The organism is Curtobacterium sp. MCLR17_059, assembly GCF_003234665.1.
GTDB classification, from domain to species: Bacteria; Actinomycetota; Actinomycetes; order Actinomycetales; family Microbacteriaceae; genus Curtobacterium; species Curtobacterium flaccumfaciens.
Window position 1 is genome coordinate 576,762 of sequence record NZ_QKSU01000001.1, and the last position, 23,943, is coordinate 600,704.

The following is a 23,943-nucleotide window of genomic DNA, read 5'->3' on the forward strand; positions in this document are numbered from 1 at the left end:
TGGTGCGGTTCAAGAAGCCCTCGATCTACAAGACCCCGGACGAGCTCCGGGCGATGGTCCGGCCGGGCCTGCTGACCGCCGAGGCGCTCGACGCCGTCCGTGCAGCGATCCGTCCGGGGATCACCACCGGTGAACTCGATGCGATCGCCGAGCGCACCATCCGTGACGGCGGGGGAGTCCCGAACTTCCAGCTCGTGCCCGGCTACCGCCACACGCTGTGCGTGTCGGTGAACGACGAGATCGTGCACGGGATCCCCGGTGAGCGCGTGCTCGCGCCCGGCGACATCGTGTCGGTGGACGCCGGTGCCGAGGTCGACGGCTGGAACGGCGACAGCGCTTTCACGACCGTCGTGCCCGGCGGCGACGCTGCGGTCACCGCAGCCCGTCAGACGCTCTGCGACACGACCGAGCGGTCGCTCTGGCACGGCATCGCCGCGCTCGCCCACGCGAAGAACCTGCACGAGGTCGGCTCCGCCGTGGAGGACGCGATCGACGAGACCGGCGCGTGGGGCATCGTCGAGGACTACACCGGCCACGGCATCGGTCGGTCGATGCACGAGGAACCGCCGGTCTTCAACTACCGCGTGCGCGGTGCCGGACCTGCCGTCAAGCCGGGGCTGGTGGTCGCCATCGAGCCGATGGTCACGGCCGGCGCGATCGACAGCTCGACGGACGACGACGAGTGGACGGTCCGGACGCTCGACGGCTCCGACGCCGCGCACTGGGAGCACAGCGTCGCGGTGCACGCGGCCGGCATCTGGGTGCTGACGGCCGCCGACGGCGGCGCTCGGGGCCTGGCCCCGCTGGGTGTGACGCCCGTCCCGATCCCGTAGGACGGGCCTCCAGTCCGCACGCGGTGCCCACGCTGGGTGTCTCCGCACGATGCGACGGCCACGAGGCCCGGCTGGCGTCCGCCGCCTCGACGACGTCGCGTGGACCCACCCGACCACCGCCGGGCGCACGCGCCGTGGCGTCAGTTGCCGACGGAGCAGGTCTCCTCGGAGGCGCTCTGCCCGGTGATCGACGAGGGCAGCGGCGTCGCCGACGCGGTCGGTGTCCGCGTTGCGGTCGCGCTCGGCGTCGCCGACGGTGTGCCGGCGGACGAGGTCCCGGACGAACCCGAGGTGCCGGACGACCCCGAGGAGCCGGACGACCCAGTGCTGCTCGACGTCCCGCCGCTCGACGGCGACTCCTCGGAGGCGCGACCGGTGCTCGAGTCGCTCAGCGACGACCGGACGTCGTTCTGCAGCGCCACGTTCAGGGTGTGGGCCGTCTCCTGGTCGACGATCACGCGGGCGTTGTCGGCGGGGTCGTCGGCCACCGGGTACTGCACGAAGAGCATGTTGGCCGTGCTCATCCCGCGCAGGGCTGCCGCGAGCTTGACGAGGGTGCCGGTCTGGGCCAGGCCGTCGGACAGCGTCATGTTGGACAGGGCCGCGCCGGCCAGCTTGTAGAGCGTGATCGGGTTCGAGAGCGTGCCGTCCGAGGTGACCTTGCGGAGGAGCGCCGACAGGAACACCTGCTGCGAGCTGATGCGGGCGAGGTCGCTGCCGTCGCCGACCCCGTGGCGGGTGCGCAGGAAGGCCAGGGCGTCCGAACCCTCGAGGGAGTGCGAGCCCGTCGTGAGGTGCAGGCCGGTGAACGTGTCGTCGATCGGCTCGGCGACGCAGACGTCCACACCGCCGAGGGCGTTCGACATCTCGATCACGCCGTCGAACGTGATGAGCCCGGCGTAGGGGATGCTCAGGCCGGTCAGGTTCTCCACCGTGTCGACGACGCAGGAGACACCGCCGTTGCCGAGCGCGGTGTTGAACATCGCCGAGGTGGACGCCGGGTACGTCGTACCGGTCGCGGGGTTCGTGCAGGCCGGGATGGGGACCATCAGGTCACGGGGGAAGCTGACCGCGGTGAGCTGCTGGTGGTCCGCCGAGATGTGGATGAGCATCGTGACGTCGTTGCGAGCGCCCTCGACGTCCTCGTCGGAGTCGAACTGGCCGACCCGGGTGTCGCTCCCGATGAGCAGGATGTTCGCCCCGCCCTTAATCGCCGAGATGTCCGCGGTCTTCGCGGTGCTCTGGTCGTCGGTGCTGAGCGCGACGGTCTGCGGCGCGGTGGCGAGCTGTGCCCCGGCGATCGCGGCGACGCTCGTGCCGCTGACGAGCAGGACGGCGACGGCGGACGCGACGACGGTGACGAGCGTGCCCCAACCCCGGCGACGGGCCTGCTTGCCGTGGCTGGCGAAGGGGCGTCGGGTGGCGTCGGGCACGTGTTCTCCGTTCGGTGGTCCGGCGCGAGCTGCGGGTGCGACGGACGTGGCTGCGGAGCAAAACTACGGTTCGCGCGCATGTGTGCGCCCGGAGCGCGCCGTCAAACCACTGTGCAACGCTCAGGCACGGCCCCGGAAGCCCCAGACGTGGGGTGTTCCGCGTCCCCACTTGGCAATTGCGGGTTTACCACATAAGATCGATCTTTGGTGTGTCATGCCCTCTCGGGTGTGGCGACCGACCCGCAGACCGGTTCGGGGATCACACCTGTTCCACAACCAAGCGACAGTGAGGCTATGGCCAAGAAAGACGGCGTCATCGAGATCGAAGGCTCGGTGCTCGAAGCTCTGCCCAACGCGATGTTCCGCGTTGAGCTGACGAACGGACACAAGGTCCTCGCGCACATCTCCGGGAAGATGCGCCAGCACTACATCCGCATCCTCCCCGAGGACCGCGTGATCGTGGAGCTGAGCCCGTACGACCTGACCCGCGGCCGGATCGTCTACCGCTACAAGTGATCCGCGAGCTGGAAAGGAACGGCACGGCAATCCTGCCGAGCACGAAGCCAGCGAGCACGAGGAAAGAACCATGAAGGTCAACCCCAGCGTCAAGCCCATCTGCGAACACTGCCGTGTGATTCGCCGCAAGGGCCGCGTCATGGTGATCTGCAAGAGCAACCCGCGTCACAAGCAGCGCCAGGGCTAGTCCCGGGCGCGTGACCGGCGCCGACGGTGTCCATCGGACACCAGGCTGCTCGAGCACGACCCACAACTGAAGATCGACAACGCAGTACCAGAACCCGGTCGCACGACGACCGGGGGACACCTCGGGGCGGAGGCCCGAGCACCGGTACTGCGCCACACCTCCATCGACAACAGGAGCAGCCATCACATGGCACGTCTAGCAGGCGTCGACATCCCGCGCGAGAAGCGCGTGGAGATCGCACTCACGTACATCTACGGCGTCGGCCGTACCCGCGCCGTCCAGGCACTGACGGAGACCGGTATCTCCGGTGACATCCGCGTCAAGGACCTGACCGACGACCAGCTCGTCGCCCTCCGTGACTTCATCGAGGGCAACTTCAAGGTCGAGGGTGACCTCCGCCGTGAGGTCGCCGCCGACATCCGCCGCAAGGTCGAGATCGGCAGCTACGAGGGTCTTCGCCACCGTCGTGGTCTCCCGGTGCGCGGTCAGCGCACCAAGACCAACGCTCGTACCCGCAAGGGACCGAAGCGCACCGTGGCAGGCAAGAAGAAGGCTCGATAGGAGACCCCGATGGCTACCCCCAAGACTGCCGCGCGCAAGCCGCGCCGCAAGGAGAAGAAGAACGTCGCTGTGGGCCAGGCCCACATCAAGAGCACGTTCAACAACACGATCGTCAGCATCACCGACCCGTCGGGTGCCGTCCTCAGCTGGGCGTCCTCGGGTGCCGTGGGCTTCAAGGGTTCGCGCAAGTCGACGCCGTTCGCGGCGCAGCTCGCTGCCGAGTCCGCTGCGCGTCAGGCGCAGGAGCACGGCGTCAAGAAGGTCGACGTCTTCGTGAAGGGCCCGGGTTCGGGTCGCGAGACCGCGATCCGCTCCCTCCAGGCCGCTGGCCTCGAGGTCGGCTCGATCAACGACGTCACGCCGCAGGCGCACAACGGGTGCCGCCCGCCCAAGCGCCGTCGCGTCTGACGCGAGGAGCAACCGGCCGCGCCCTGCTCGTCCCCTGACCGGATCCGTTCCGGCGAGGGCGGGCAGGGCCCGCGGCCATTCCTGGTCGTTCGATCGCGCACGTGTGTGCGCGTGATCACAACTCAACAGACCCGTCGGGGCCCATGCGGCCCCGTCGTACCGCCAAGTGTCATATAGCGGACACTTCGCCGAAAGGAATCCCACAGTGCTCATTGCACAGCGCCCCACCCTGACCGAGGAGCCGATCTCCGAGCACCGCTCGCGCTTCGTCATCGAGCCGCTCGAGCCGGGCTTCGGTTACACCCTCGGCAACTCGCTGCGCCGCACGCTCCTCTCCTCGATCCCCGGCGCGGCTGTCACCAGCATCCGCATCGACGGCGTCCTCCACGAGTTCAGCACCGTTCCCGGTGTCAAGGAAGACGTCACCGAGATCATCCTCAACATCAAGAGCCTGGTCGTCTCCAGCGAGCACGACGAGCCCATCACGGCGTACCTGCGCAAGCAGGGTGCCGGACAGGTCACCGCGGCGGACATCTCCGCTCCGGCCGGCGTCGAGATCCACAACCCGGAACTCGTCATCGCGACCCTGAACGACACCGCGCGCTTCGAGCTCGAGCTCACGATCGAGCGTGGCCGTGGCTACGTCTCGGCGACGCAGAACCGTTCCGAGTTCAGCGAAGCCGGTCAGATCCCGATCGACTCGATCTACTCGCCCGTCCTCAAGGTCACCTACCGCGTCGAGGCGACGCGTGCCGGTGAGCGCACGGACTTCGACCGCCTGGTCGTCGACGTCGAAGCGAAGCCGGCCATCACGCCGCGCGACGCCATCGCGTCGGCCGGTCGCACGCTGGTCGAGCTGTTCGGGCTCGCTCGCGAGCTCAACACGGCGGCAGAGGGCATCGAGATCGGCCCCGCGCCGGTCGACGCCGTGCTCTCGAACGAACTGCAGACCCCGATCGAGGACCTCGACCTGTCGGTCCGCAGCTACAACTGCCTGAAGCGGGAGGGCATCAACACGGTGTCCGAGCTCGTCGCCCTGTCGGAGACGCAGCTCATGAACATCCGCAACTTCGGTCAGAAGTCGGTGGACGAGGTCAAGGACAAGCTCACCGAGCTCGGCCTGTCCCTCAAGGACACCGTCCCCGGATTCGACGGCGCCCACTTCTACAGCGGGTACGACGAGGACGAGTCCAACAACTGACCTCGCGCTCACGCGCAAGCGCGCTGACACCGCGCGCACCACTTTCACCACTGGAGAACTGACATGCCGAAGCCCACCAAGGGCCCCCGCCTCGGTGGCGGTCCCGCCCACGAGCGCCTGCTCCTGAGCAACCTCGCCAACGCCCTCTTCACGCACGGTCGCATCACGACCACCGAGACGAAGGCCAAGCGCCTCCGCCCGGTCGCCGAGCGTCTCATCACGTTCGCGAAGCGCGGCGACCTGCACGCGCGTCGTCGTGTGATCAGCATCCTGCGCGACAAGTCCGTCGTGCACACGCTGTTCACCGAGATCGCTCCCCAGGTCGAGGACCGCCAGGGCGGTTACACCCGCATCACGAAGCTCGGCTTCCGCAAGGGCGACAACGCCCCGCTGGCGTCGATCGAGCTCGTCCTCGAGCCCGTCTCGAGCACGCCCGCTCCGGTCAAGCGCAACTCGGCTCCGGCCGCTGCTGCCGCCCCGGTCGACGAGCCCGCCGCCGACGAGACCACCGAGGAGGCCCCGGTCGAAGAGACCGAGACCACCGAGGAGTCCGCCCCGGTCGAGACCGAGTCCGAGACCGAGGCTGCTGCCGAGGTCGAGGCCGACGCCGCCGAGAAGTCGGACGACGCCGACACCAAGTAGTCCGGTGCCCTCCGGGGCGCTGCACCACCACGAGGAAGCCCCCGCGACCCAGGTCGCGGGGGCTTCCTCGCGTCCGAGGCTGGTCGTGCACACCGACTGCTCGGCGTACCGTCACGGGCCGGGTGCGACGGAAGGAAGTCATGGCGTTCCAGCACGTTGCGGGTCTGGGGACCCGGGTCTGGCGGTGGAGCCGGACCTCGGGCACACAGCCGCGCCTGCTGCACGCCGGCAAGGCCGCCGCCGCCGCGGTGATCGCCTGGTTCGTGGCGCGGCACATCCCGGGCGTCGCGGCCGAGTACCCGTACTACGCACCACTCGGCGCCGTCGTCGCGATGCAGACGACGGTGTTCGCGGGCATCCGGAGCGGTGTGCAGACCCTGGTCGGGATCGCCCTCGGCATCCTCATCGCCGCGTTCACGATGTGGGTCGGCGATCCTGGCTTCCTCGCGATCGCGCTCGCGGTCGGCGTCGGGGTGCTGGTCGGCGGGTTCCGCGTGCTGGGCGAGGGCAGCTCGTGGGTGTCCACCGCGGCGCTCTTCGTCCTGCTCGTCGGCGGTGCCAACGCCGAGGGGTACTCGCTCGGGTACCTCGTGCAGATGGCGGTGGGCGTCGTGATCGGGCTGCTGGTCAACTTCCTGGTGTTCCCGCCGCTGCACTTCTGGGACGCCGAACACCGCATCGACGCGGTGAACGGCGTGCTGGCGGACCACCTCGACGGGCTGGCAGCCGTGCTCGAGGAGGGCAAGCGCGACGAGAAGGCGTGGGACCACCAGCAGGACCGCCTGGACCGTGCGATCGCGGACGTCCGGTCACGGGTGGCGATCGCGCACGAGAGCCGTCGACTCAACCCCCGCGGTGCCCTGCGCGGGTCGCGGGCACGGCTCCAGAAGGACGGCGGACGCTTCCGCGCACTGGAGCGGGTCGCCTGGTACACGACCGACCTCACCGAGCTCGTGGCACGCTCCGGCCCGGTGTCCGAGGGCGTCGGGCGTCCGGACCCCGCGTTCGCCACCCCCATCGCCGAGGCACTGCGGAAGATCGCCAGCACGATCCGCGGCGACTCCCCGGAGGACCAGGCCGAAGAGGCCATCGCACGACTCGAGAGCGCGCTCGACGCATCGCGCGAGAACCCCTCGCACGTCGCGGTCACCTCGGCCGCGCTCGTCGCCCTGCGCGGGATCGTCGAGTCCGAGCGACGCGCCACCGACGACCTCGACACCCGGACCGGTCCGTCGGCTTTCGGCCGTCCGCGCGGCTGAGCGGGTACGGGCGGCCGCCGTCCGGCAGACCGAGCGCGGGCCGGGCGGCACGGATCACCCCCGCTACGGTGGTCACGTGGACGAGACGGTCGGCTTCCAGGACCCCGACAGCACGGGCGACGTGCGGCTGCGGCTGGACATCGCGTACGACGGAGCGGCGTTCTCCGGGTGGGCCCGGCAGCCCGGACTCCGGACCGTCCAGGGCGCCCTCGAGACCGCACTCGCCACCGTCTTCACCCGCTGGGGCGAACCGCCGTTGCTCACCGTCGCCGGACGCACCGACGCCGGGGTACACGCCACCGGGCAGGTCGCGCACCTGGACCTGTCGGCAGAACAGTGGGCAGCGCTGACCGCCAAGCGCGGGACGGGCCGGTCACCGCTCGACGGGTTGCTCAAGCGGGTCAACGGCATCGCGGCACCCGAGGGGGACGTCGTCGTCGCCGGTGCCTCGGTGGCACCCGCGGGGTTCGACGCCCGGTTCTCCCCGCTCTGGCGCCGGTACGAGTACCGGATCGCGGACGCCGACGCCCCGCGCGATCCACGTCGGCGTGGGCACACGGTCTGGCACGCGGCGCGGCTCGATCCGGCAGCGATGGAGCGCGGTGCGCTGACGTTGCTCGGGCTGCACGACTTCGCGACGTTCTGCAAGCCGCGCGAGGGGGCGACGACCATCCGGACGTTGCAGCAGTTCCGCTGGGACCGCGAGCCGGACGGCGTGCTGGTGGCGCGCCTCCAGGCCGACGCCTTCTGCCACTCGATGGTGCGGGCCATGGTCGGCGCGACCATCGCCGTCGGCGAGGGCCGCTTCGGCCCGGACCGCCTCGAGGAACTGCGCGTCGCCGAGGAGCGCACGAGCGCCTTCAAGACGGCGCCGGCGAAGGGACTGACGCTGACCGAGGTGGGCTACCCGGCAGACGCGGAGCTCGCGGAGCGGGCGGTGCAGACCCGGGCCCGACGGTCGGCGGACGGTACCGTCGAGGGATGAGCCCGCGCGAACCCCGTTCCGTCGTGTCCGTCGCCCCCGGAGTCGTCTTCGTCGAGGGCCCCGTGTCCAACTGGGTGGTGCTGGCCGAGGAGGACGGCGTCGCGCTGATCGACGCCGGCTACCCGGCCGACACCGACCTCGTGCTCGACACCGTGCGCGCCGCCGGACACGACCCCGCTGACCTGCGTCGCGTCTACGTCACGCACGGACACGTCGACCACGTCGGCGGCATCCCCGGGATCCTCGAGCGCCACCCCGGCGTCGAGGTGCTCGCCCACGCCGACGAGCTCGCCAACGTGCGCGGACCGGAACGGCAGCAGGTCACCCCGGCGGAGATCGGCGGCCGGCTCGCCAGCCCGCGCGTGCTCGCCTGGCTGGCACGGGCGATCCGATCCGACGCCCTGCGACCGACGACGGTGCCGTCCGCTCGCGCGTTCACCGGTGCGGACTTCGCGGGTCGGGCGATCGCACCGTTCCCGGCCGTCGGCCACACCGACGGCTCGACCGCGTACCTGCTGCCCGCGGCGGACGCGATCGTCACGGGCGACGCGGTCGTCAGTCGGCACGACACCCAGCCGGGGTCGTGGGCCCCGCGGCCGCGGATGATCACACCCTTCTTCACCGCCGACCAGGACCGCGCGCTCGAGTCGGCACGGGCGCTGCCGTTCCCGGCGCTCGTGCTGCCGGGACACGGACCGGCCGTCCGACGCGTGGGCGGGACCTGGCTACCGATCGGCTGATGCCGCGCGATCGGCTGATGTTGCCGAACGCAATCATTTACCTCGACGCAACCTGAACGACCCCGCAGGTCGGTAGCGTGCGGGCATGGCCAACACCCTCGGGCGCACTCTGCTGTGCGCCACGGCGGCCGCGACGCTCCTCGCGGCTCCACTCGTCACCGTCACCGCAGCGACCGCGAACCCCGAGGGGACCGACCTCGTCATCGAGGAGGCCTACCTGAAGGCGGGGAGCAAGGGCGCGTTCTACAACGAGAAGTTCGTCGAGATCGGCAACCCGACCGACGCCGCCGTGTCGCTCGACGGCTGGTCGTTGCAGTACCGGTCCGCCGCGGGCACCGGCACGTTCTCGGCCAGTGCGCTCCAGGGCACCGTGCCGGCCAAGGGCACCTTCCTGGTGTCGATGGCGGGCAACGGCGGGGCCAGCCCGGCTGGCGAGGACCTGCCCGCCGCCGACGACACCGCGACGCTCAACCCGTCGGGCACCACGGGCACGCTCGTGCTGTCCGACGCCACGGCACCCCTGGCGCTCGCCGCCGGACCCGTCACCACCGGAACCGACGGCGTGGTCGACCTGCTCGGCTACGGCGCCTCGAACACGTTCGAGTCGACCGTGCGCACCGTGACCGGGGACAACTCCGTGCCGAACGGCCTGGTCCGCCAGGGCACCACGGACACCGACGTCAACGGTGCGGACTTCTCCGTGACGACGACGCTCACCCCGCGGAACGCCGCGGGCGAGACGACGGCACCGACCGAGCCCACGGACCCGACCGACCCGGGTGACGGCGGGACCCCCGCGCCCGGCACCCCCGCCGAGACGGTGACCATCGCCCAGCTGCAGGGCACCACGGACACCTCGCCGTACGCCGGCAAGAACGTCACGACCGACGGCGTCGTCACCGCGGTCTACGGCACCGGTGGCTTCAACGGCTACACGATCCAGACCCCCGGCACCGGCGGTGCGATCGACCTCGGCGCCCACACCGCGTCCGACGCGGTGTTCGTCTTCTCGTCCGCCACCGCCGGCCTGGTGCACGAGGGCGACCACGTGCGGGTCACCGGTGCCGTGTCCGAGTACTTCGGCCTGACCGAGCTCACTGTGTCCGGGGCCTCGTCGCTGCAGCAGCTGGACGACACCGTCGCGGCGCCACAGCCCGCAGCGGTCGCGTTCCCGTCGTCCGACGCCCAGCGGGAGTCGCTCGAGAGCATGCTCGTCGCTCCCCAGGGCGCGTACACCGTCGCCGACAACTACACGACGAACCAGTACGGCGAGGTCGTGCTCGCCAGCGGCACGACGCGCCTGATCCAGCCGACGGAGGTCGGCCGACCGGGCAGCGCCGAGGCGAAGGCCGTCGAGGCCGACAACGCCGCGCGCAAGGTCACGCTCGACGACGGTGCGAGCACCAACTTCCTGACCCAGGCGAACCAGGGCATCCCGGTGTCGTGGCTCACCCAGGGCCCGGTCACCGTCGGGGCCGCCGCCACCTTCACCGAGCCGGTCGTCCTCGACTACCGCAACAACGGGTGGAAGTTCCAGCCGACCGCGCCGATCACGGGTGCGACCCCGGCCGCCGACCTGCCGGCGTCGTTCTCGAAGGTGCGCCAGCCGGCACCGCAGGACGTCGGTGGCGACCTGAAGCTCGCCGGCTTCAACGTGCTCAACTACTTCCCGACCACGGGCGACGAGCTCACCGGCTGCAAGTACTACACGGACCGTGCCGGTGACCCCGTCACGGTGAACTCGGGCTGCGACGCCCGCGGTGCCGCCGAGCAGGAGGACTTCCTGCGCCAGCAGGTCAAGATCGTGAAGGCCATCAACGGCCTGGACGCCGACGTCGTCTCGCTCGAGGAGATCGAGAACTCCGTCCGCTTCGGTCAGGACCGCGATGCCGCCGTGGCCACCCTGGTCGACGCGCTCAACGCCGCCACCGGCCAGGACACCTGGGCCTACGCGAAGTCCCCGGCCGTCGTGCCCGCGAGCGAGGACGTCATCCGCCTCGCCCTCATCTACAAGAAGGACCGCGTCGAGCCCGTCGGCGAGTCGACGATCCTGCTCGACGACGCGTTCACGAACGCCCGCCAGCCCGTCGCGGACGCGTTCCGCCCGGTCGGCGGCACCGCGGACGACGACTTCCTGGTGATCGCGAACCACTTCAAGTCCAAGGGCTCCGGCACCGGCGAGAACGCCGACCAGGGCGACGGGCAGGGGGCCTCGAACGCCGACCGCGTCGAGCAGGCGAAGGCCCTCGTGACCTTCTCCACCGACATGCAGGAGCAGTACGGCACCGACAAGGTGTTCATGCTCGGCGACTTCAACGCCTACAGCAAGGAGGACCCGGTGGTGGTCCTCGACGAGGCCGGCTACACCGACCTCGGCCCGGCGCTCGACAGCACCGAGTACTCGTACGTGTTCTCCGGCCTGAGCGGCTCGCTCGACCACGTGTTCGCGTCGGAGGCCGCGCTCGAGACGGTCACGGGCGTGGACATCTGGAACATCAACTCGGTCGAGTCGGTGGGCCTGGAGTACAGCCGCTACAACTACAACGCGACGAACCTGTACACCGACGACGTGTACCGGGCGAGCGACCACGACCCGATCCTGGTCGGGTTCGACCTGGACGCCGCGGGCACCGACCCGGGGACGGACCCGACGCCGGTGCCGACGCCGACGCCGACCCCGGTGCCGAACCCGACGCCGACCCCGACTCCGGTGCCGCCGGTCGACGGGATCACCCCGCCGGTTGCTCCGGTGGCACCGTCGGAGTCGTTGTTGACGGAGGCGAACCGTGGTGGGGTGTCGGCTCCGGCGTCGGCTCGTGCGGGGGAGACGATCACGGTGACGGTCGGCTCGGCGTCGGCCGGTGACGTCGTGAACGTGTGGTTGTTCTCGGAGCCGACGCTGATCGGGACGGCTGTGGTTGCTGCTGACGGGACGGTTCGTGTGACGATCCCGGCGGACACGGTGGCTGGTGCGCACCGTCTGGCGGTGACGGCTGCTGACGGGACTCTGATCGGGTGGACCCCGATCACGATCACCACGGATGGGCAGCTCGCGTTCACGGGTGCTGCGGGCCTCGGTGCCGGTGCGTTGGTGGCGTTCCTGCTGCTCGCGGCGGGCGCGGGTGTGCTGATCGTGCGTCGCCGACGTCGGACTGCGGCCGCCGCGGAGTAGTCCCCACGCCCCCCGGGCGCACTTGGTGAGCAGGAACGGTCGGGTTCGCTCAGCGGACCCGACCATTCCTGCTCACCATGCGCGGTGGGCGCGACCGCGCGACGGACGGGAGGCGCGGTGCGGGGCCGCCCCGCGCCTCCAGGCCGGCAGCCGGCCGCGTTTGACCGACGTACCCCGCGTCGGCTAGGCTCTCACCTTGGTCTGTGCGCCCCGCGCGCGGACAGTCAGATGAGCCCTCCAACCGAGGTGTTCCCCGTGCTTCTGCCCGTGGAACTCCCGACCGGAGTGGGATTCACGGACTCCTCACCTCGACACGAAAGCAGCACTCCTGTGACTCGCACGTTCTCACCGAAGCCGGCAGACGTCCAGCACGACTGGATCGTCATCGAAGCCACCGACGTCGTCCTCGGCCGTCTCGCCACCCACGCCGCGGCGCTCCTGCGCGGCAAGCACAAGGCCACCTTCGCCCAGCACATGGACATGGGTGACTTCGTCATCATCGTGAACGCCGACAAGGTCGCCCTGACCGGTTCGAAGCTCGCGAAGAAGGTCTACTACCGTCACTCGGGTTACCCGGGCGGCCTGACGGCGACCTCCTACCCGGAGATGCTCGAGAAGCACCCCACCCGCGCCGTCGAGAAGGCGATCCGCGGCATGCTGCCGAAGAACACCCTCGGCCGCGAGCAGCTCAAGAAGCTGAAGGTCTACGCCGGCGCGGAGCACCCGCACGCCGCGCAGCAGCCCAAGCCGTACATCTTCGACCAGGTCGCACAGTAGTTCCGGCCACGACGACTTCAAGGACACAGAAAACTCATGGCTCAGATCGCTGATTCCCTCGACCAGACCCCGGAGAGCTTCACCACGGAGAGCGCACCCGCCGCTGCCGAGGCCGCTCCCCGTCAGATCCTCAACGTCTCCGGCGGTGCCGTCGGGCGCCGCAAGGAGGCCATCGCGCGCGTCCGGCTCGTCCCGGGCTCCGGCACGTTCGTCGTGAACGGCCGTACGCTCGAGGACTACTTCCCGAACAAGCTGCACCAGCAGCTCATCAACGACCCCTTCAAGGTGCTTGAGCTCCTCGGCTCGTACGACGTCGTCGCCCGCATCACCGGTGGCGGCCCCTCGGGTCAGGCCGGCGCGCTCCGCCTCGCCATCGCCCGCACCCTGAACGAGATCGACCGCGAGAACAACCGCGCGACCCTCAAGAAGGCCGGCTTCCTCACCCGTGACGCCCGCGTCATCGAGCGCAAGAAGGCCGGTCTCAAGAAGGCCCGCAAGGCTTCGCAGTTCTCGAAGCGCTAGTCGTCACCGGCTGAAGATCGCAATGCCGCGTCTGTTCGGTACCGACGGGGTTCGTGGTCTCGCCAACGGCGAGCTGACGGCCGCGCTCGCACTGGGTCTTGCCCAGGCGAGCGCGGCCGTCCTCACACACGGACACCATGCCGACGCCCGCCGGGCGTCGGGTCGACCGCGCCCGCGCGCGGTCCTCGCGCGTGACCCGCGCGTCTCCGGCGAGTTCCTCGGTGCCGCCGTCGCGGCCGGGCTCGCCTCGGCCGGCGTCGACGTGCTCGACGCCGGGGTCATCCCCACCCCCGCCGCGGCGTTCCTCGTCGCGGACATCGACGCCGACTTCGGCGTGATGATCTCCGCATCGCACAACCCCGCTCCCGACAACGGGATCAAGTTCTTCGCCACGGGTGGCCGCAAGCTGCCGGACGAGGTCGAGGACCGCATCGAAGCGGCCATGCACGACCACTCCGCACCCACCCCCACCGGCATCGACGTCGGGCGCATCTCGCGGTTCGCCGACGCCGAGGACCGCTACGTGGTGCACCTGCTCGGCACGCTGCCGCACCGGCTCGACGGCATCCACGTCGTGCTCGACTGCGCGAACGGTGCCGCCGCCGGCGTCTCGCCCGAGGTCTTCGTCAACGCGGGAGCCCGCGTGACGCTCATCGGCGCCGACCCCGACGGCTGGAACATCAACGACGGCGTCGGTTCGACCCACATCGACAACCTCGCCCGCGCGGTGCTCGAGCACGGTGCCGACGTCGGCATCGCGCACGACGGGGACGCGGACCGCTGCCTGGCGGTCGACGCCGCGGGCAACGCGATCGACGGCGACCAGATCATGGCGATCCTCGCGCTGTCCCTGCAGGAGCGCGGACGGCTGAAGGACGACACCCTCGTCGCGACGGTCATGTCGAACCTCGGGCTGAAGCGCGCCATGGCCGACGCGGGCATCACCGTGATCGAGGCCGGCGTGGGCGACCGCTACGTGCTCGAGAAGATGACCGAGGGCGATTACTCCATCGGTGGCGAGCAGTCCGGCCACATCATCTTCAACGAGTTCGCCACCACGGGTGACGGCATCCTGACCGGGCTGCACCTGGTCGCCGAGATGGCGCGCACGGGCAAGACCCTGCAGGAGCTCGCCTCGTGCATGACGGTGTTCCCGCAGGTGCTGCTCAACGTCCGGGGCGTCGATCGTCACGGGCTCGCCGACCAGGGCGTGCAGGACGCCATCGCCGCCGCCAGTGAGGCGCTCGGGGACAGCGGTCGTGTGCTGCTCCGTCCGTCGGGCACCGAGCCGGTCGTTCGCGTCATGGTCGAGGCCGCTTCGCAGGACGACGCCCAGCGCATCGCCGAGGAGCTCGCCGCCGTCGTGCAGGACCGCCTGGCGCTCGACGCCGCGTAAGGTCCCCTCCGCAAGACACCGGTGTTCGCCGGTTGAACACGCGCAGAACGCGGTTCAGCTCGCGAACACCGGTGTTTTGCGCTGCGCTGCCCCCCCGCTCAGATCTTGCGGAGCAGGACCGAGTTCACCTTGTGGTTCGCGCCCTTCTTCAGCACCAGCGTGGCGCGGGAGCGCGTGGGCAGCACGTTCTCGATCAGGTTCGGCTCGTTGATCGCCCGCCAGACCTCGGTCGCCGTCCGGACCGCGTCCTCACGCGAGAGCGAGGCGAACCGGTGGAAGAACGAGTCGGGGCTCGAGAACGCCTCTTCCTGCAGGGCGAGGAACCGGTCGACGTACCAGGACTCGATGTCCTTCGTCTTCGCGTCCACGTAGATCGTGAAGTCGAACAGGTCGGACAGCGCGAGCCGCCCGTGCACCGGGGGCGCAAGCACGTTGAGGCCCTCGACGATGAGCACGTCGGGCTGCCGGACGACGATCTCGGCATCGGGCACGATGTCGTAGACCAGGTGCGAGTAGTACGGCGCGCGGACCTCGGTGGCCCCGCTCTTCACCTGGCTCACGAAGCGCAGCAGGGAGCGGCGGTCGTACGACTCCGGGAAGCCCTTGCGGTCCATGATCCCGCGGCGCTCGAGCTCGGCGTTCGGGTACAGGAAGCCGTCGGTCGTCACGAGCTCGACCCGAGGGGTGTCCGGCCAGCGCTTCGTCAGCTCGCGCAGCAGACGGGCGACGGTGGACTTGCCGACCGCGACGGAGCCCGCGACGCCGATGACGAACGGCGTGCGTCCGGCGCGCTCCCCGAGGAACCGGCTCGTCTCGGCGTGCAGGTTCCGCGCGCCGGCGGCGTAGAGCGTGAGCAGGCGGGACAGGGGCAGGTAGACCTCCTGCACCTCCTGCATGTCCAACCGGTCGCCGAGACCGCGCAGCTGCACGATCTCGGTCTCGGTGAGCGACAGGTGCTCCTTCGGGGCGAGCTGGGACCACTCGTCACGCGGGATCTCCACGAACGGGGTCGGGTGCGCGACGGCGGTCTCCGAGAACGGCATGGGATCGAGCGTACAGACGGGAGGCCCGGGGCACGTGAGCCGGTCGGCTCACGTGCCCCGGGCCTCCCGTCCAGTGCTCGGTGCGCGTCCGCAGGACGCGACGCGTCAGGCGGGGAGGGCCGCCTCGATGGCGGCGACGACCTCGGGGGCGTCCGGCTTCGTGGTGGGGCGGAAGCGCGTGACGGAGCCGTCGGGGGCGACGAGGAACTTCTCGAAGTTCCAGGCGACCCGGCCGGCCTTGCCGTCGGCGTCCGGGGTCTCCTTGAGGGCCTGGTAGAGCGGGTGGGCGCTCTTGCCGTTGACCTTGACCTTCTCGGACATCGGGAACGTGACGCCCCAGGTGGTGGAGCAGTACTCGTCGATCGCCTCGGACGAGCCGAGCTCCTGCAGGAACTGGTTGCTCGGGAAGCCCAGCACCGTGAACCCGCGGGGGCCGTACTGCTTCTGCAGGGCCTCGAGCTGCTCGTACTGCGGGGCGAGGCCGCACCGGGAGGCGACGTTCACGACCAGTACGGCCTTGTCGGCGTAGGCGCCGAACGTGGTGTCCTCGCCGTGCAGCGTGGTGATGGCGATGTCGTCGAAGCGTCCCATGGCCCGGACGCTAGTCCACGATGTCGAGATCGGCCTGACGGCGGACGAACTCGCCCATGTTCGGCACCGTGAACGCCACCTTGCCGCGCTCGGGCGCGTAGATGATGCCTTTCTCGATCAGTCCCTGTCGTGCCGGGCTGGTCCCCTTCGGTTCCGCACCGAGGCGCGATGCCACGACGGCCGTCCCGGAGACGCCGGCCGGATCCTCCGACATCGCCACGAGGTACTGCCGCTCCGCAGGTGTGGCACGGTCCCAGCGGGCCGGGAAGAAACCGCTGTCGAGTTCCGCGTTGCCGCGGTCGACGGCAGCTGCTGCGTCATCGTGGGTGATCCGTCGGTCGGCCGCGAGGTCCCACGCCGCCGCCCCGTAGGTCTGGAGGTAGTACGGGTACCCGCCCGAGGCATCGATGAGGAGATCGAGCGCCGCGGCATCGAAAGTCACCCCGGAACGGGCGGCCGGAACCGTGAGCGCGTCAGCGGCTGCTCCCGACGGCAGCGAGCCGATCTCCCGGTAGTCGAAGAGGCGCTCGGCGTAGGACCGGGCCGCCGTCAGCTTGGCCGGTACGTTCGGCAGACCGGCCCCGACCATCACGAACGGCCAGCCACGTTGTCCGGCCCGGTGCTGGACGGACAGCAGCGCGGACAGCAACTCGAGGTCGAGGTCCTGGACCTCGTCGATGAAGAGTGCGAGCGCGCGGTTCTGCTCCCGCAGCGCGGGGGCGAGGTCCTCGACGAGTTCCTCGAGGTCGATCTCGATGACGCCGGAGTCCGCGCGACCCTCGACGGCGGAGAACCCCAGGTCGAAGCCGATGTTCCCGAAGTGCACACCGAACGACGTGACCGTGCCGAGCGCGCGCTGCACGGCTGCGCTGACCGAGCGGCCGCGGGCAAGACGACGTGCTGCGAGCGCGATCTCCCGCGCGAGCCTCCGTCGAGCACCCTCGCGGCCGGACACGCTCGTCTGTCCTTCGACGTCGACGACCAACCACTCCGCGGCGTCAGCCTGCATGCGGAACTGGTTCAGGAGGACGGTCTTCCCGACCCCACGCAGCCCGTGGAGGATCATGCTGCGCGTTCCGAGCGCGCGCCGCGACCGTGCCACGACGAGGTCGAACGCCTCGATCTCGGCGTCGCGCCCGACCAGCTCCGGGGGGCGCAGGCCGGCGCCTGGCGAGTACGGGTTCAGTGCGGCGTGCATCGAGGAGACTCTACGCTTGTCTAACGGATTCCGCAGAATGCTCCCGATTGTGCTCGATTCGCTCCCCTCGGTCGCTTCGCAGGGTGGGCGTCCAGGCAGACCGTAGGATCGGTCCCATGTGTGGAATCGTCGGCTACGTCGGCAGCAACAGCAGCCAGGACGTCCTCCTCGGTGGCCTCCGTCGCCTCGAGTACCGCGGCTACGACTCGGCGGGCATCGCCGTCGTCGACCCAGCCGGAGACCTCGTGTCGGCCAAGAAGGCGGGCAAGCTCCAGGCCCTGGTCGACGAGCTCGAGTCGTCGCCGATCCCGGACGGCACGACGGGCATCGGGCACACGCGCTGGGCGACCCACGGTGGCCCGACCGACGGCAACGCCCACCCGCACCTGGCCGACGGCGACAAGCTCGCCCTCATCCACAACGGCATCATCGAGAACTTCTCCGAGCTCCGCGCCGAACTGCAGGCCGAGGGCATCGAGTTCCGCAGCGAGACCGACTCCGAGGTCGCCGCGCACCTGGTCGGACGCGCCTTCCGCGACACCGGTGACCTGACCGCCGCCATGCAGCAGGCCGTGCAGCGGCTCGAAGGGGCATTCACGCTCCTCGTCGTGCACGCCGACCAGCCCGGCGTCGTCGTCGGTGCCCGTCGCAACTCGCCCCTGGTGGTCGGGCTCGGCGACGGTGAGAACTTCATGGGCTCGGACGTCGCCGCGTTCGTCGCCTACACGCAGCGCGCGCTGTCGATCGGGCAGGACGAGATCGCCACGATCCGCCCCGACGGCGTCGACGTCATCCACTTCGACGGCACTCCGGCCACGCCGAGCGAGTTCGAGGTCAACTGGGACGCCTCCGCCGCCGACAAGGGCGGCTGGAGCTCGTTCATGGCGAAGGAGATCAGCGAGGAGCCCGAGGCCGTCGCGAAGACGATCCTCGGTCGCGTCCACGACGGCGCCGTCACGCTGACCGACCTCGACCCGATCGCCGAGCGCCTGGCGACCGTCGACCGCGTCATCGTGATCGCCTGCGGTACCGCCGCCTACGCCGGCATCCTCGGCAAGTACGCCATCGAGCAGTGGGCCCGCATCCCGGTCGAGGTCGAGCTCGCGCACGAGTTCCGCTACCGCGACCCGGTGCTGAACGAGCGCACCCTGGTCGTCTCGATCAGCCAGTCCGGCGAGACCATGGACACGCTCATGGCCGTCAAGTACGCCCGTGAGCAGGGCGCGCAGGTCCTGTCGATCTGCAACACCCAGGGCGCCACGATCCCGCGTGAGTCCGACGCCGTGATCTACACGCACGCCGGGCCCGAGGTCGCCGTCGCGTCGACCAAGGCCTTCATCGCCCAGGGCGTCGCGCTCTACCTGCTCGGGCTGCACCTGGCGACGCTGCGCGGCACGCTCACCACCGAGCAGATCGCCGAGCAGGTGGCCGAGCTCGAGGGGCTCGCCCCGAAGCTGCAGCAGACCATCGAGGACGCCGCCGGCATCAAGGACCTGGCGCGCTGGATGGCGGACACCCGGAGCGTGCTGTTCCTCGGCCGCCACGTCGGCTACCCGATCGCACTCGAGGGCGCCCTCAAGCTCAAGGAGCTCGCGTACATCCACGCCGAGGGCTTCGCCGCCGGTGAGCTCAAGCACGGCCCGATCGCCCTGATCGAGCCGGGCCAGATCGTCTTCGTCATCGTGCCCTCGCCGCGCGACCCCCGATCGCTGCACCCGAAGGTCGTTTCGAACATCCAGGAGATCCGCGCCCGCGGTGCCCGGGTGATCGCGATCGCCGAAGAGGGTGACGCCGCGGTGCTGCCGTTCGCCGACGAGGTCCTGCGGATCCCGCTGGCGACCCCGCTGTTCGAGCCGCTGCTCGCCGTGGCACCGCTGCACATGTTCGGCATGGAGCTCGCCGCGGCCAAGGGCCTCGACGTCGACCAGCCACGCAACCTCGCGAAGTCGGTCACCGTCGAGTAGTCGCGACGGTGATCATCGGGATCGGGGTCGACGTGGTCGACCTGGAGCGGTTCGAACGGGTGCTGGAGCGCACACCGGCGATGCGGGCGCGGCTGTTCACGCCGTCCGAGCAGGTCCGTGACGGCGAACCCCGGCCGATCGCGTCCCTCGCTGCACGGTTCGCGGCGAAGGAAGCCCTGATCAAGGCCTTCGGGTCGAGTGCCGGACTGAGCTGGCAGGACCTCGAGGTCGTGTCCGACGACCAGCGGAACCCGTCGCTCACCCTGCACCAGGGGGCCCGGCAGGTGGCGGACGCGCGTGGCGTGACGTCCGTGCACCTGTCGCTCTCGCATGATGGAGGGATCGCGACCGCGTTCGTGGTCCTGGAAGGAACAGACGTGGTCCTGGAGGGGACGGTTCAGTGAGTGCGTTCACCGGGATCACGGTCGACCGTGGGGCCCTGATCGAGAACTACGCGACGATCGCCGACCGGGTCGCCCCGGCCGGCGTCATCGCCGTGGTCAAGGCGAACGCCTACGGCCACGGGGCCCTCGACGCCGCGCAGGCCTTCGTGGACGCCGGTGCCGAGTGGCTCGGGGTCGCCGACATCGACGAGGCCGTCGCGCTCCGTCAGGGTGGCATCGACGAGGGCGTCCGGATCCTCGCGTGGCTGCACGCCCCCGACGAGGACTTCCGTCGCGCCGCGCAGTTCGACGTCACGCCCGCGGTGTCGAGCGTCGAGCAGCTCTCCGCAGCAGCCGACTCCGACGTCCGCGCCGTGCACCTGTGCGTCGACACCGGCCTGAGCCGGAACGGTGCGGTCGAGTCCGAGTGGGCCGAGCTCTTCGCGACCGCCGGCGCCCTGGCCCGCGGCGGCAACCGCACCCGGGTCGAGGGGCTCATGTCCCACCTGTCGAACGCGTCGCGCACCGACGACCTCGACCAGGACGCCGCACTGCAGCGGGCGCTGGACGGCCTCGCCGCGAACGGCATCGTGCCGGACGTGGTGCACCTCGCCGCGAGTGCCGCGAGCATCGCCGTGCCGGAGACCCGCCACGACCTGTCCCGCGTCGGACTCGCCCTGTACGGGCTGAGCCCCTTCGACGGTCGCACCTCGGCCGACCTGGGGCTGCGCCCGGCGATGCGGGTCACCGCCGCCGTGCTCCGCACCGTGCCGGTCGCCGCGGGCGACGGTGTCTCCTACGGCTACACCTGGCGCGCCGAGACGGACACCCGTCTCGCCGTGATCGGCCTCGGCTACGCGGACGGCTTCGACCGCGACTTCGGCAACCGGGTCTCGGTGCGGATCGGCGACCGGACGTTCCCGGTGGTCGGACGTGTCGCGATGAACGCCATGCACGTCGACATCGGCGATGCCGACGTGCAGGTCGGTGACGAGGCCGTGCTGTGGGGCGACCCCGCGAACGGCGACCCCGCCGTCGAGGACTGGGCCGACGCCATCGGCACGATCAACTACGAGGTGGTCGCCCGGATCGGCCGCAGCGTGGAACGGAGGACGACGTGAGCTCCGCACCGCTGCGTCAGGCGCGCATCGACCTCGACGCCTACCGGGCCAACCTCGACCGTGTCCGCGAGTGGATGGACCCGGTCGCCGTGATGGCGATCATGAAGGCCGACGCGTACGGGCACGGCCTCGAGCCGATCGCGCTCGCCGCCGTCGACGCCGGCATCCGCTGGATCGGCGTGCTGACGGTGCCCGCGGCCCTGCGGCTGCGCTCGATCGGCGTCGGCGAGGACGTCCACCTGTTCACCTGGCAGCACGACCCCGACCTGGACTTCCGTGACGCCATCGACTCGGCCGTCGACCTCGGCGTCTCGAACGTCGCCGAGCTGCAGCGCATCGTCGACGCCGTCGACCAGCGACCGGCCCGGGTGCACCTCGGCGTCGACTCCGGCCTGCACCGCGACGGCGCGACCCCGGCGGACTGGCCGGCGCTCGTCGAGCTCGCCCGGGACGCCCAGCGGAACGGCCGCATCGAGGTCGTCGCCGCGTACACGCACCTGGCCGAGGCGTCCGACCACGAGGACAGCGCCGCGGTCGCCGTGTTCGACGCCGCGATCGAGATCGCCGAGGACCTGGGGCTCGACGTCCCGATGGAGCACGTCGCCGCGTCGCTCGCGGGGCTGGAGCGCAAGGAGTTCCGCAAGGACATGGTCCGGATGGGCGCGAACCTGTTCGGCATCCCCGGAGCCGACGGCGTCTCGGCGGCCGACCTCGGACTCGAGCCGGTGATGACCCTGACCGCGTCGGTCGCGAAGACGAAGCGCGTCCCCGTCGACACCGGCGTCTCCTACGACTACACGTACCGCACGGCGACCGAGACGACCCTGGCGCTCGTGCCCGTCGGGTACGCCGACGGGGTCCCGCGTCTGGCGCAGGGCCGCATCGAGGTCGCGATCGGCGGCAAGCGCTACCCGATCGCCGGCCGCGTCGCGATGGACCAGTTCCTGGTGGACGTCGGCGAGGACGACGTGCAGACCGGCGACTCCGTCGTGCTGTTCGGCACCGGCGAGCACGACGAGATGACCGTGCTCGAGTGGGGCGCGGCGCTCGAGACCATCGGCGAGGAGATCGTCTGCCGCATCGGCAGCCGTGTGCCCCGGTTCTACGAGGGCCACGACATCGAGGGACGGGTCGGGGAGTACCTGCGGGGCGAGCGGCCGTGACCGAGTTGCCGCACGTCCTGCTCGACACCACCGTCGACGGCACCGAGGCGATGGGGGAGCTCGGGGCCCGGTTGGCCGCGGTGCTGCGCGCGGGGGACCTCGTCGTGCTGACCGGGCCGCTCGGTGCCGGCAAGACGACCCTGACGCGCGGGCTCGGCGCCGCACTCGGCGCACGCGGCCAGGTGTCCAGCCCGACCTTTGTCCTCGCCCGGACGCACCCGACGGCCGCCGGCCCCGACCTGGTGCACGTCGATGCCTACCGTCTGTCCGATCCGGTCGAGCTCGACGACCTCGACCTCGACTGGGACGCCGCCATCGTGGTCGTCGAGTGGGGTCGCGGCATGGTCGAGGGCATCAGCGACAGCGTGCTCGACGTCGAGATCACCCGTGCCACCGGTGCCGATGACGCAGCTGCCGACGACACGGATCCGGACGACGTGCCCGACGAACCCCGCCGCGTCGTCGTCACCGTCACCGGTCCGCGTTGGGACGGCGTGGTCCTCTGACCCAGCACCGATGACCAGGCGTGGTACCGACGATCCAGGCGGTCGCCAGCGACGTCGACATCGTTCGCCGTGCGATCACGACGGACAACGCGTCAATGTTTGGAAGTTCCACCGGAACTTATAACTCAAAGCCCATTTTGCTTATGATGACAGGATGCGTCGAGAAGACTTCCGATCAGAACGCTTCGGCACACTCGCCACGCGTCCGTTGTCGGAGTGGCCGCACGCCTACTTCCTCCCCGCGCCGTTACCACGTGAGCTCGTCCTCGAGCCGATGACGAACGCCGCAGTGTCCCGCGCGGACATCGCGATCGGTCGGCTCGCCGGGCTCGGGCAGCTCATCCAGGAACCGGAACTCCTGCTCGGCCCGTCCATGGCGCAGGAGGCGCTGGCGAGTTCGCGCATCGAGGGGACCCAGGCGTCACTGAGCGATGTGCTCAGCGTCGAGAACGACGACGAGATCCTCGACGAGGATCTCCGCGAGGTGGACAACTACCTCCGGGCCGCCCGCGAGGGAGTGGCGCTCCTCGCAGATCTCCCCATCACCCAACGGTTCATCTGTTCGCTCCACGAGACCCTGATGCGGGAGGTCCGTGGAGACGAGAAGTCGCCCGGTGAGCTTCGTCGCTCACCAGCGTGGATCGGATCTCCGAACGCTCGACCGGAGACTGCCCGGTTCATCCCGCCGCATCAGGACCACCTTCCCGAGACCCTTGACGACTGGGAGCGTTTCGTCAACGCACCACTGGACTCGATGTCGGTCACGGTGAAGTGCGCCCTGATGCACTACCAGTTCGAGACGATCCACCCGTTCCTCGACGGCAATGGTCGGATCGGGCGCCTCCTGATCGGGTTCTCGCTGATCGCAGACGGCATCCTGCCCGCGCCGATCTTGCACATCTCGGGGTACTTCGAACAACACCGCACCGAGTACTACGAGCGGTTGCAGGCCGTTCGGGAGCGCGGAGAGGTCAACGAGTGGATCCAGTTCTTCGCCGAGGCGGTGGCCGTCCGAGCGAATGACAGCGCCGAGCGGATCCGGAAGCTCGTGGAGATCCGCGAGCGGTACCGCCTCGCTGCGCGGACGGAGCGTTCGGCGCTCCCCGGGCTCGTCGACGTGATCTTCAAGAACCCCGTCCTCACGGTGGCGTCGGTCCGGAGGGCGCTCGGGGTGTCACAGCCGACGGCATCCGCGTTGCTCCGTCGAGCCGAGGAGTACGGCTGGCTCCGGTCACTCGGGCGAGCGGGCAGAGGCGGTCGCGAGCGCTGGCGTGCCGACGAGATCTGGAACGCGGTCGCTGGCAGCCTCGACGAGGACTGACCCCTTGCCCCGCCCCGCCTA

At 70.3% G+C, this 23,943-nt stretch carries 24 protein-coding genes; 20 read left to right on the forward strand and 4 right to left on the reverse strand.

All coding sequences use genetic code 11. The annotated features are described in order from the left end of the window. Positions 1-53 precede the first annotated feature (53 nt). Positions 54-833, forward strand: coding sequence for a type I methionyl aminopeptidase (gene map, locus DEJ12_RS02935; protein WP_245164871.1), 780 nt, complete (start codon positions 54-56; stop codon positions 831-833). A 140-nt stretch (positions 834-973) separates the two neighbouring features. Here map and DEJ12_RS02940 read toward each other — a convergent pair whose 3' ends face one another. After that, positions 974-2,266, reverse strand: coding sequence for an LCP family protein (locus DEJ12_RS02940; RefSeq protein ID WP_111028974.1), 1,293 nt, complete (start codon positions 2,264-2,266; stop codon positions 974-976). A gap of 294 nt (positions 2,267-2,560) precedes the next feature. Between DEJ12_RS02940 and infA the strand changes: the two genes are divergently transcribed. The 13 genes from infA to glmM all read left to right on the forward strand — a co-directional run bounded on the left by infA (position 2,561) and on the right by glmM (position 14,632). Continuing rightward, positions 2,561-2,782: a translation initiation factor IF-1 gene (gene infA / locus DEJ12_RS02945; RefSeq protein WP_017885509.1), complete on the forward strand. Its 222-nt coding sequence runs from the start codon at positions 2,561-2,563 to the stop codon at positions 2,780-2,782. 70 nt (positions 2,783-2,852) lie between these two features. Continuing rightward, positions 2,853-2,969 carry a 50S ribosomal protein L36 gene (gene rpmJ, locus DEJ12_RS02950; protein WP_022903266.1) on the forward strand — a complete coding sequence of 39 codons (117 nt, stop codon included), beginning with the start codon at positions 2,853-2,855 and terminating at the stop codon, positions 2,967-2,969. A gap of 186 nt (positions 2,970-3,155) precedes the next feature. Next, positions 3,156-3,530, forward strand: coding sequence for a 30S ribosomal protein S13 (gene rpsM / locus DEJ12_RS02955; RefSeq protein ID WP_017885508.1), 375 nt, complete (start codon positions 3,156-3,158; stop codon positions 3,528-3,530). Positions 3,531-3,539: 9 nt separating this feature from the next. Continuing rightward, a complete protein-coding gene (rpsK, locus tag DEJ12_RS02960; RefSeq protein WP_017885507.1) occupies positions 3,540-3,938 on the forward strand; it encodes a 30S ribosomal protein S11 in 399 nt (132 codons plus the stop codon). Positions 3,939-4,143: 205 nt separating this feature from the next. Continuing rightward, positions 4,144-5,139: a DNA-directed RNA polymerase subunit alpha gene (locus DEJ12_RS02965; RefSeq protein WP_017885506.1), complete on the forward strand. Its 996-nt coding sequence runs from the start codon at positions 4,144-4,146 to the stop codon at positions 5,137-5,139. 63 nt (positions 5,140-5,202) lie between these two features. Next, positions 5,203-5,781, forward strand: coding sequence for a 50S ribosomal protein L17 (rplQ, locus tag DEJ12_RS02970; protein ID WP_071245471.1), 579 nt, complete (start codon positions 5,203-5,205; stop codon positions 5,779-5,781). Between the two features lie 122 nt (positions 5,782-5,903). Beyond that, positions 5,904-7,040, forward strand: coding sequence for an aromatic acid exporter family protein (locus DEJ12_RS02975; RefSeq protein WP_146244986.1), 1,137 nt, complete (start codon positions 5,904-5,906; stop codon positions 7,038-7,040). Between the two features lie 76 nt (positions 7,041-7,116). Next, a complete protein-coding gene (truA, locus tag DEJ12_RS02980; protein WP_111028975.1) occupies positions 7,117-8,025 on the forward strand; it encodes a tRNA pseudouridine(38-40) synthase TruA in 909 nt (302 codons plus the stop codon). After that, positions 8,022-8,765 carry an MBL fold metallo-hydrolase gene (locus DEJ12_RS02985; RefSeq protein WP_111028976.1) on the forward strand — a complete coding sequence of 248 codons (744 nt, stop codon included), beginning with the start codon at positions 8,022-8,024 and terminating at the stop codon, positions 8,763-8,765. The genes truA and DEJ12_RS02985 overlap by 4 nt, the downstream gene beginning before the upstream one ends. A gap of 85 nt (positions 8,766-8,850) precedes the next feature. Then, on the forward strand, positions 8,851-11,937 hold the full coding sequence (locus DEJ12_RS02990; protein ID WP_111028977.1) for an ExeM/NucH family extracellular endonuclease: 3,087 nt from the start codon (positions 8,851-8,853) through the stop codon (positions 11,935-11,937). 330 nt (positions 11,938-12,267) lie between these two features. Further along, positions 12,268-12,714, forward strand: a complete 447-nt coding sequence (gene rplM / locus DEJ12_RS02995; protein WP_111028978.1) for a 50S ribosomal protein L13 — start codon at positions 12,268-12,270, stop codon at positions 12,712-12,714. A gap of 36 nt (positions 12,715-12,750) precedes the next feature. Then, positions 12,751-13,236, forward strand: coding sequence for a 30S ribosomal protein S9 (gene rpsI, locus DEJ12_RS03000; RefSeq protein ID WP_027466716.1), 486 nt, complete (start codon positions 12,751-12,753; stop codon positions 13,234-13,236). A 22-nt stretch (positions 13,237-13,258) separates the two neighbouring features. Then, a complete protein-coding gene (gene glmM / locus DEJ12_RS03005; RefSeq protein WP_071406153.1) occupies positions 13,259-14,632 on the forward strand; it encodes a phosphoglucosamine mutase in 1,374 nt (457 codons plus the stop codon). Between the two features lie 98 nt (positions 14,633-14,730). On the opposite strand, the gene coaA is transcribed toward glmM, so the two are convergent. The 3 genes from coaA to DEJ12_RS03020 form a co-directional block, all read right to left on the reverse strand. Continuing rightward, on the reverse strand, positions 14,731-15,675 hold the full coding sequence (gene coaA / locus DEJ12_RS03010) for a type I pantothenate kinase (RefSeq protein ID WP_027466714.1): 945 nt from the start codon (positions 15,673-15,675) through the stop codon (positions 14,731-14,733). Positions 15,676-15,780: 105 nt separating this feature from the next. Continuing rightward, positions 15,781-16,266 carry a glutathione peroxidase gene (locus DEJ12_RS03015; protein WP_111023295.1) on the reverse strand — a complete coding sequence of 162 codons (486 nt, stop codon included), beginning with the start codon at positions 16,264-16,266 and terminating at the stop codon, positions 15,781-15,783. A 10-nt stretch (positions 16,267-16,276) separates the two neighbouring features. After that, positions 16,277-17,464: an ATP-binding protein gene (locus DEJ12_RS03020; protein WP_071406151.1), complete on the reverse strand. Its 1,188-nt coding sequence runs from the start codon at positions 17,462-17,464 to the stop codon at positions 16,277-16,279. A gap of 116 nt (positions 17,465-17,580) precedes the next feature. Between DEJ12_RS03020 and glmS the strand changes: the two genes are divergently transcribed. The 6 genes from glmS (at position 17,581) to DEJ12_RS03050 (ending at position 23,922) form a co-directional block, all read left to right on the forward strand. After that, positions 17,581-19,428 (forward strand): glutamine--fructose-6-phosphate transaminase (isomerizing), encoded by a 1,848-nt coding sequence (gene glmS, locus DEJ12_RS03025; protein ID WP_111028979.1) that lies wholly within the window; start codon positions 17,581-17,583, stop codon positions 19,426-19,428. Between the two features lie 8 nt (positions 19,429-19,436). Next, entirely contained in the window at positions 19,437-19,832 is a 396-nt protein-coding gene (locus DEJ12_RS03030; protein ID WP_110863202.1) for a holo-ACP synthase, read from the forward strand. After that, positions 19,829-20,932 (forward strand): alanine racemase, encoded by a 1,104-nt coding sequence (gene alr / locus DEJ12_RS03035; protein WP_071406148.1) that lies wholly within the window; start codon positions 19,829-19,831, stop codon positions 20,930-20,932. The genes DEJ12_RS03030 and alr (DEJ12_RS03035) overlap by 4 nt, the downstream gene beginning before the upstream one ends. After that, the gene (alr, locus tag DEJ12_RS03040) at positions 20,929-22,095 is read left to right on the forward strand and encodes an alanine racemase (RefSeq protein ID WP_181433001.1); all 1,167 of its coding nucleotides are present in this window, start codon (positions 20,929-20,931) and stop codon (positions 22,093-22,095) included. Before alr (DEJ12_RS03035) ends, alr (DEJ12_RS03040) begins: the two co-directional genes overlap by 4 nt. Continuing rightward, positions 22,092-22,601, forward strand: coding sequence for a tRNA (adenosine(37)-N6)-threonylcarbamoyltransferase complex ATPase subunit type 1 TsaE (gene tsaE, locus DEJ12_RS03045; protein WP_181433000.1), 510 nt, complete (start codon positions 22,092-22,094; stop codon positions 22,599-22,601). Before alr (DEJ12_RS03040) ends, tsaE begins: the two co-directional genes overlap by 4 nt. A gap of 154 nt (positions 22,602-22,755) precedes the next feature. Continuing rightward, the gene (locus DEJ12_RS03050) at positions 22,756-23,922 is read left to right on the forward strand and encodes a Fic family protein (RefSeq protein ID WP_111028981.1); all 1,167 of its coding nucleotides are present in this window, start codon (positions 22,756-22,758) and stop codon (positions 23,920-23,922) included. Positions 23,923-23,943: the final 21 nt, after the last annotated feature.

What these genes read in the sequence shown, in the direction of transcription:
- map (WP_245164871.1), top strand. Translation starts at nt 54, where the DNA reads ATGGTCCGGCCGGGCCTGCTGACCGCCGAGGCGCTCGACGCCGTCCGT.
- infA (WP_017885509.1), top strand. Translation starts at nt 2,561, where the DNA reads ATGGCCAAGAAAGACGGCGTCATCGAGATCGAAGGCTCGGTGCTCGAA.
- rpmJ (WP_022903266.1), top strand. Translation starts at nt 2,853, where the DNA reads ATGAAGGTCAACCCCAGCGTCAAGCCCATCTGCGAACACTGCCGTGTG.
- rpsM (WP_017885508.1), top strand. Translation starts at nt 3,156, where the DNA reads ATGGCACGTCTAGCAGGCGTCGACATCCCGCGCGAGAAGCGCGTGGAG.
- rpsK (WP_017885507.1), top strand. Translation starts at nt 3,540, where the DNA reads ATGGCTACCCCCAAGACTGCCGCGCGCAAGCCGCGCCGCAAGGAGAAG.
- rplQ (WP_071245471.1), top strand. Translation starts at nt 5,203, where the DNA reads ATGCCGAAGCCCACCAAGGGCCCCCGCCTCGGTGGCGGTCCCGCCCAC.
- DEJ12_RS02985 (WP_111028976.1), top strand. Translation starts at nt 8,022, where the DNA reads ATGAGCCCGCGCGAACCCCGTTCCGTCGTGTCCGTCGCCCCCGGAGTC.
- DEJ12_RS02990 (WP_111028977.1), top strand. Translation starts at nt 8,851, where the DNA reads ATGGCCAACACCCTCGGGCGCACTCTGCTGTGCGCCACGGCGGCCGCG.
- rpsI (WP_027466716.1), top strand. Translation starts at nt 12,751, where the DNA reads ATGGCTCAGATCGCTGATTCCCTCGACCAGACCCCGGAGAGCTTCACC.
- glmM (WP_071406153.1), top strand. Translation starts at nt 13,259, where the DNA reads ATGCCGCGTCTGTTCGGTACCGACGGGGTTCGTGGTCTCGCCAACGGC.
- coaA (WP_027466714.1), bottom strand. Translation starts at nt 15,675, where the DNA reads ATGCCGTTCTCGGAGACCGCCGTCGCGCACCCGACCCCGTTCGTGGAG.
- DEJ12_RS03015 (WP_111023295.1), bottom strand. Translation starts at nt 16,266, where the DNA reads ATGGGACGCTTCGACGACATCGCCATCACCACGCTGCACGGCGAGGAC.
- DEJ12_RS03020 (WP_071406151.1), bottom strand. Translation starts at nt 17,464, where the DNA reads ATGCACGCCGCACTGAACCCGTACTCGCCAGGCGCCGGCCTGCGCCCC.
- glmS (WP_111028979.1), top strand. Translation starts at nt 17,581, where the DNA reads ATGTGTGGAATCGTCGGCTACGTCGGCAGCAACAGCAGCCAGGACGTC.
- DEJ12_RS03050 (WP_111028981.1), top strand. Translation starts at nt 22,756, where the DNA reads ATGCGTCGAGAAGACTTCCGATCAGAACGCTTCGGCACACTCGCCACG.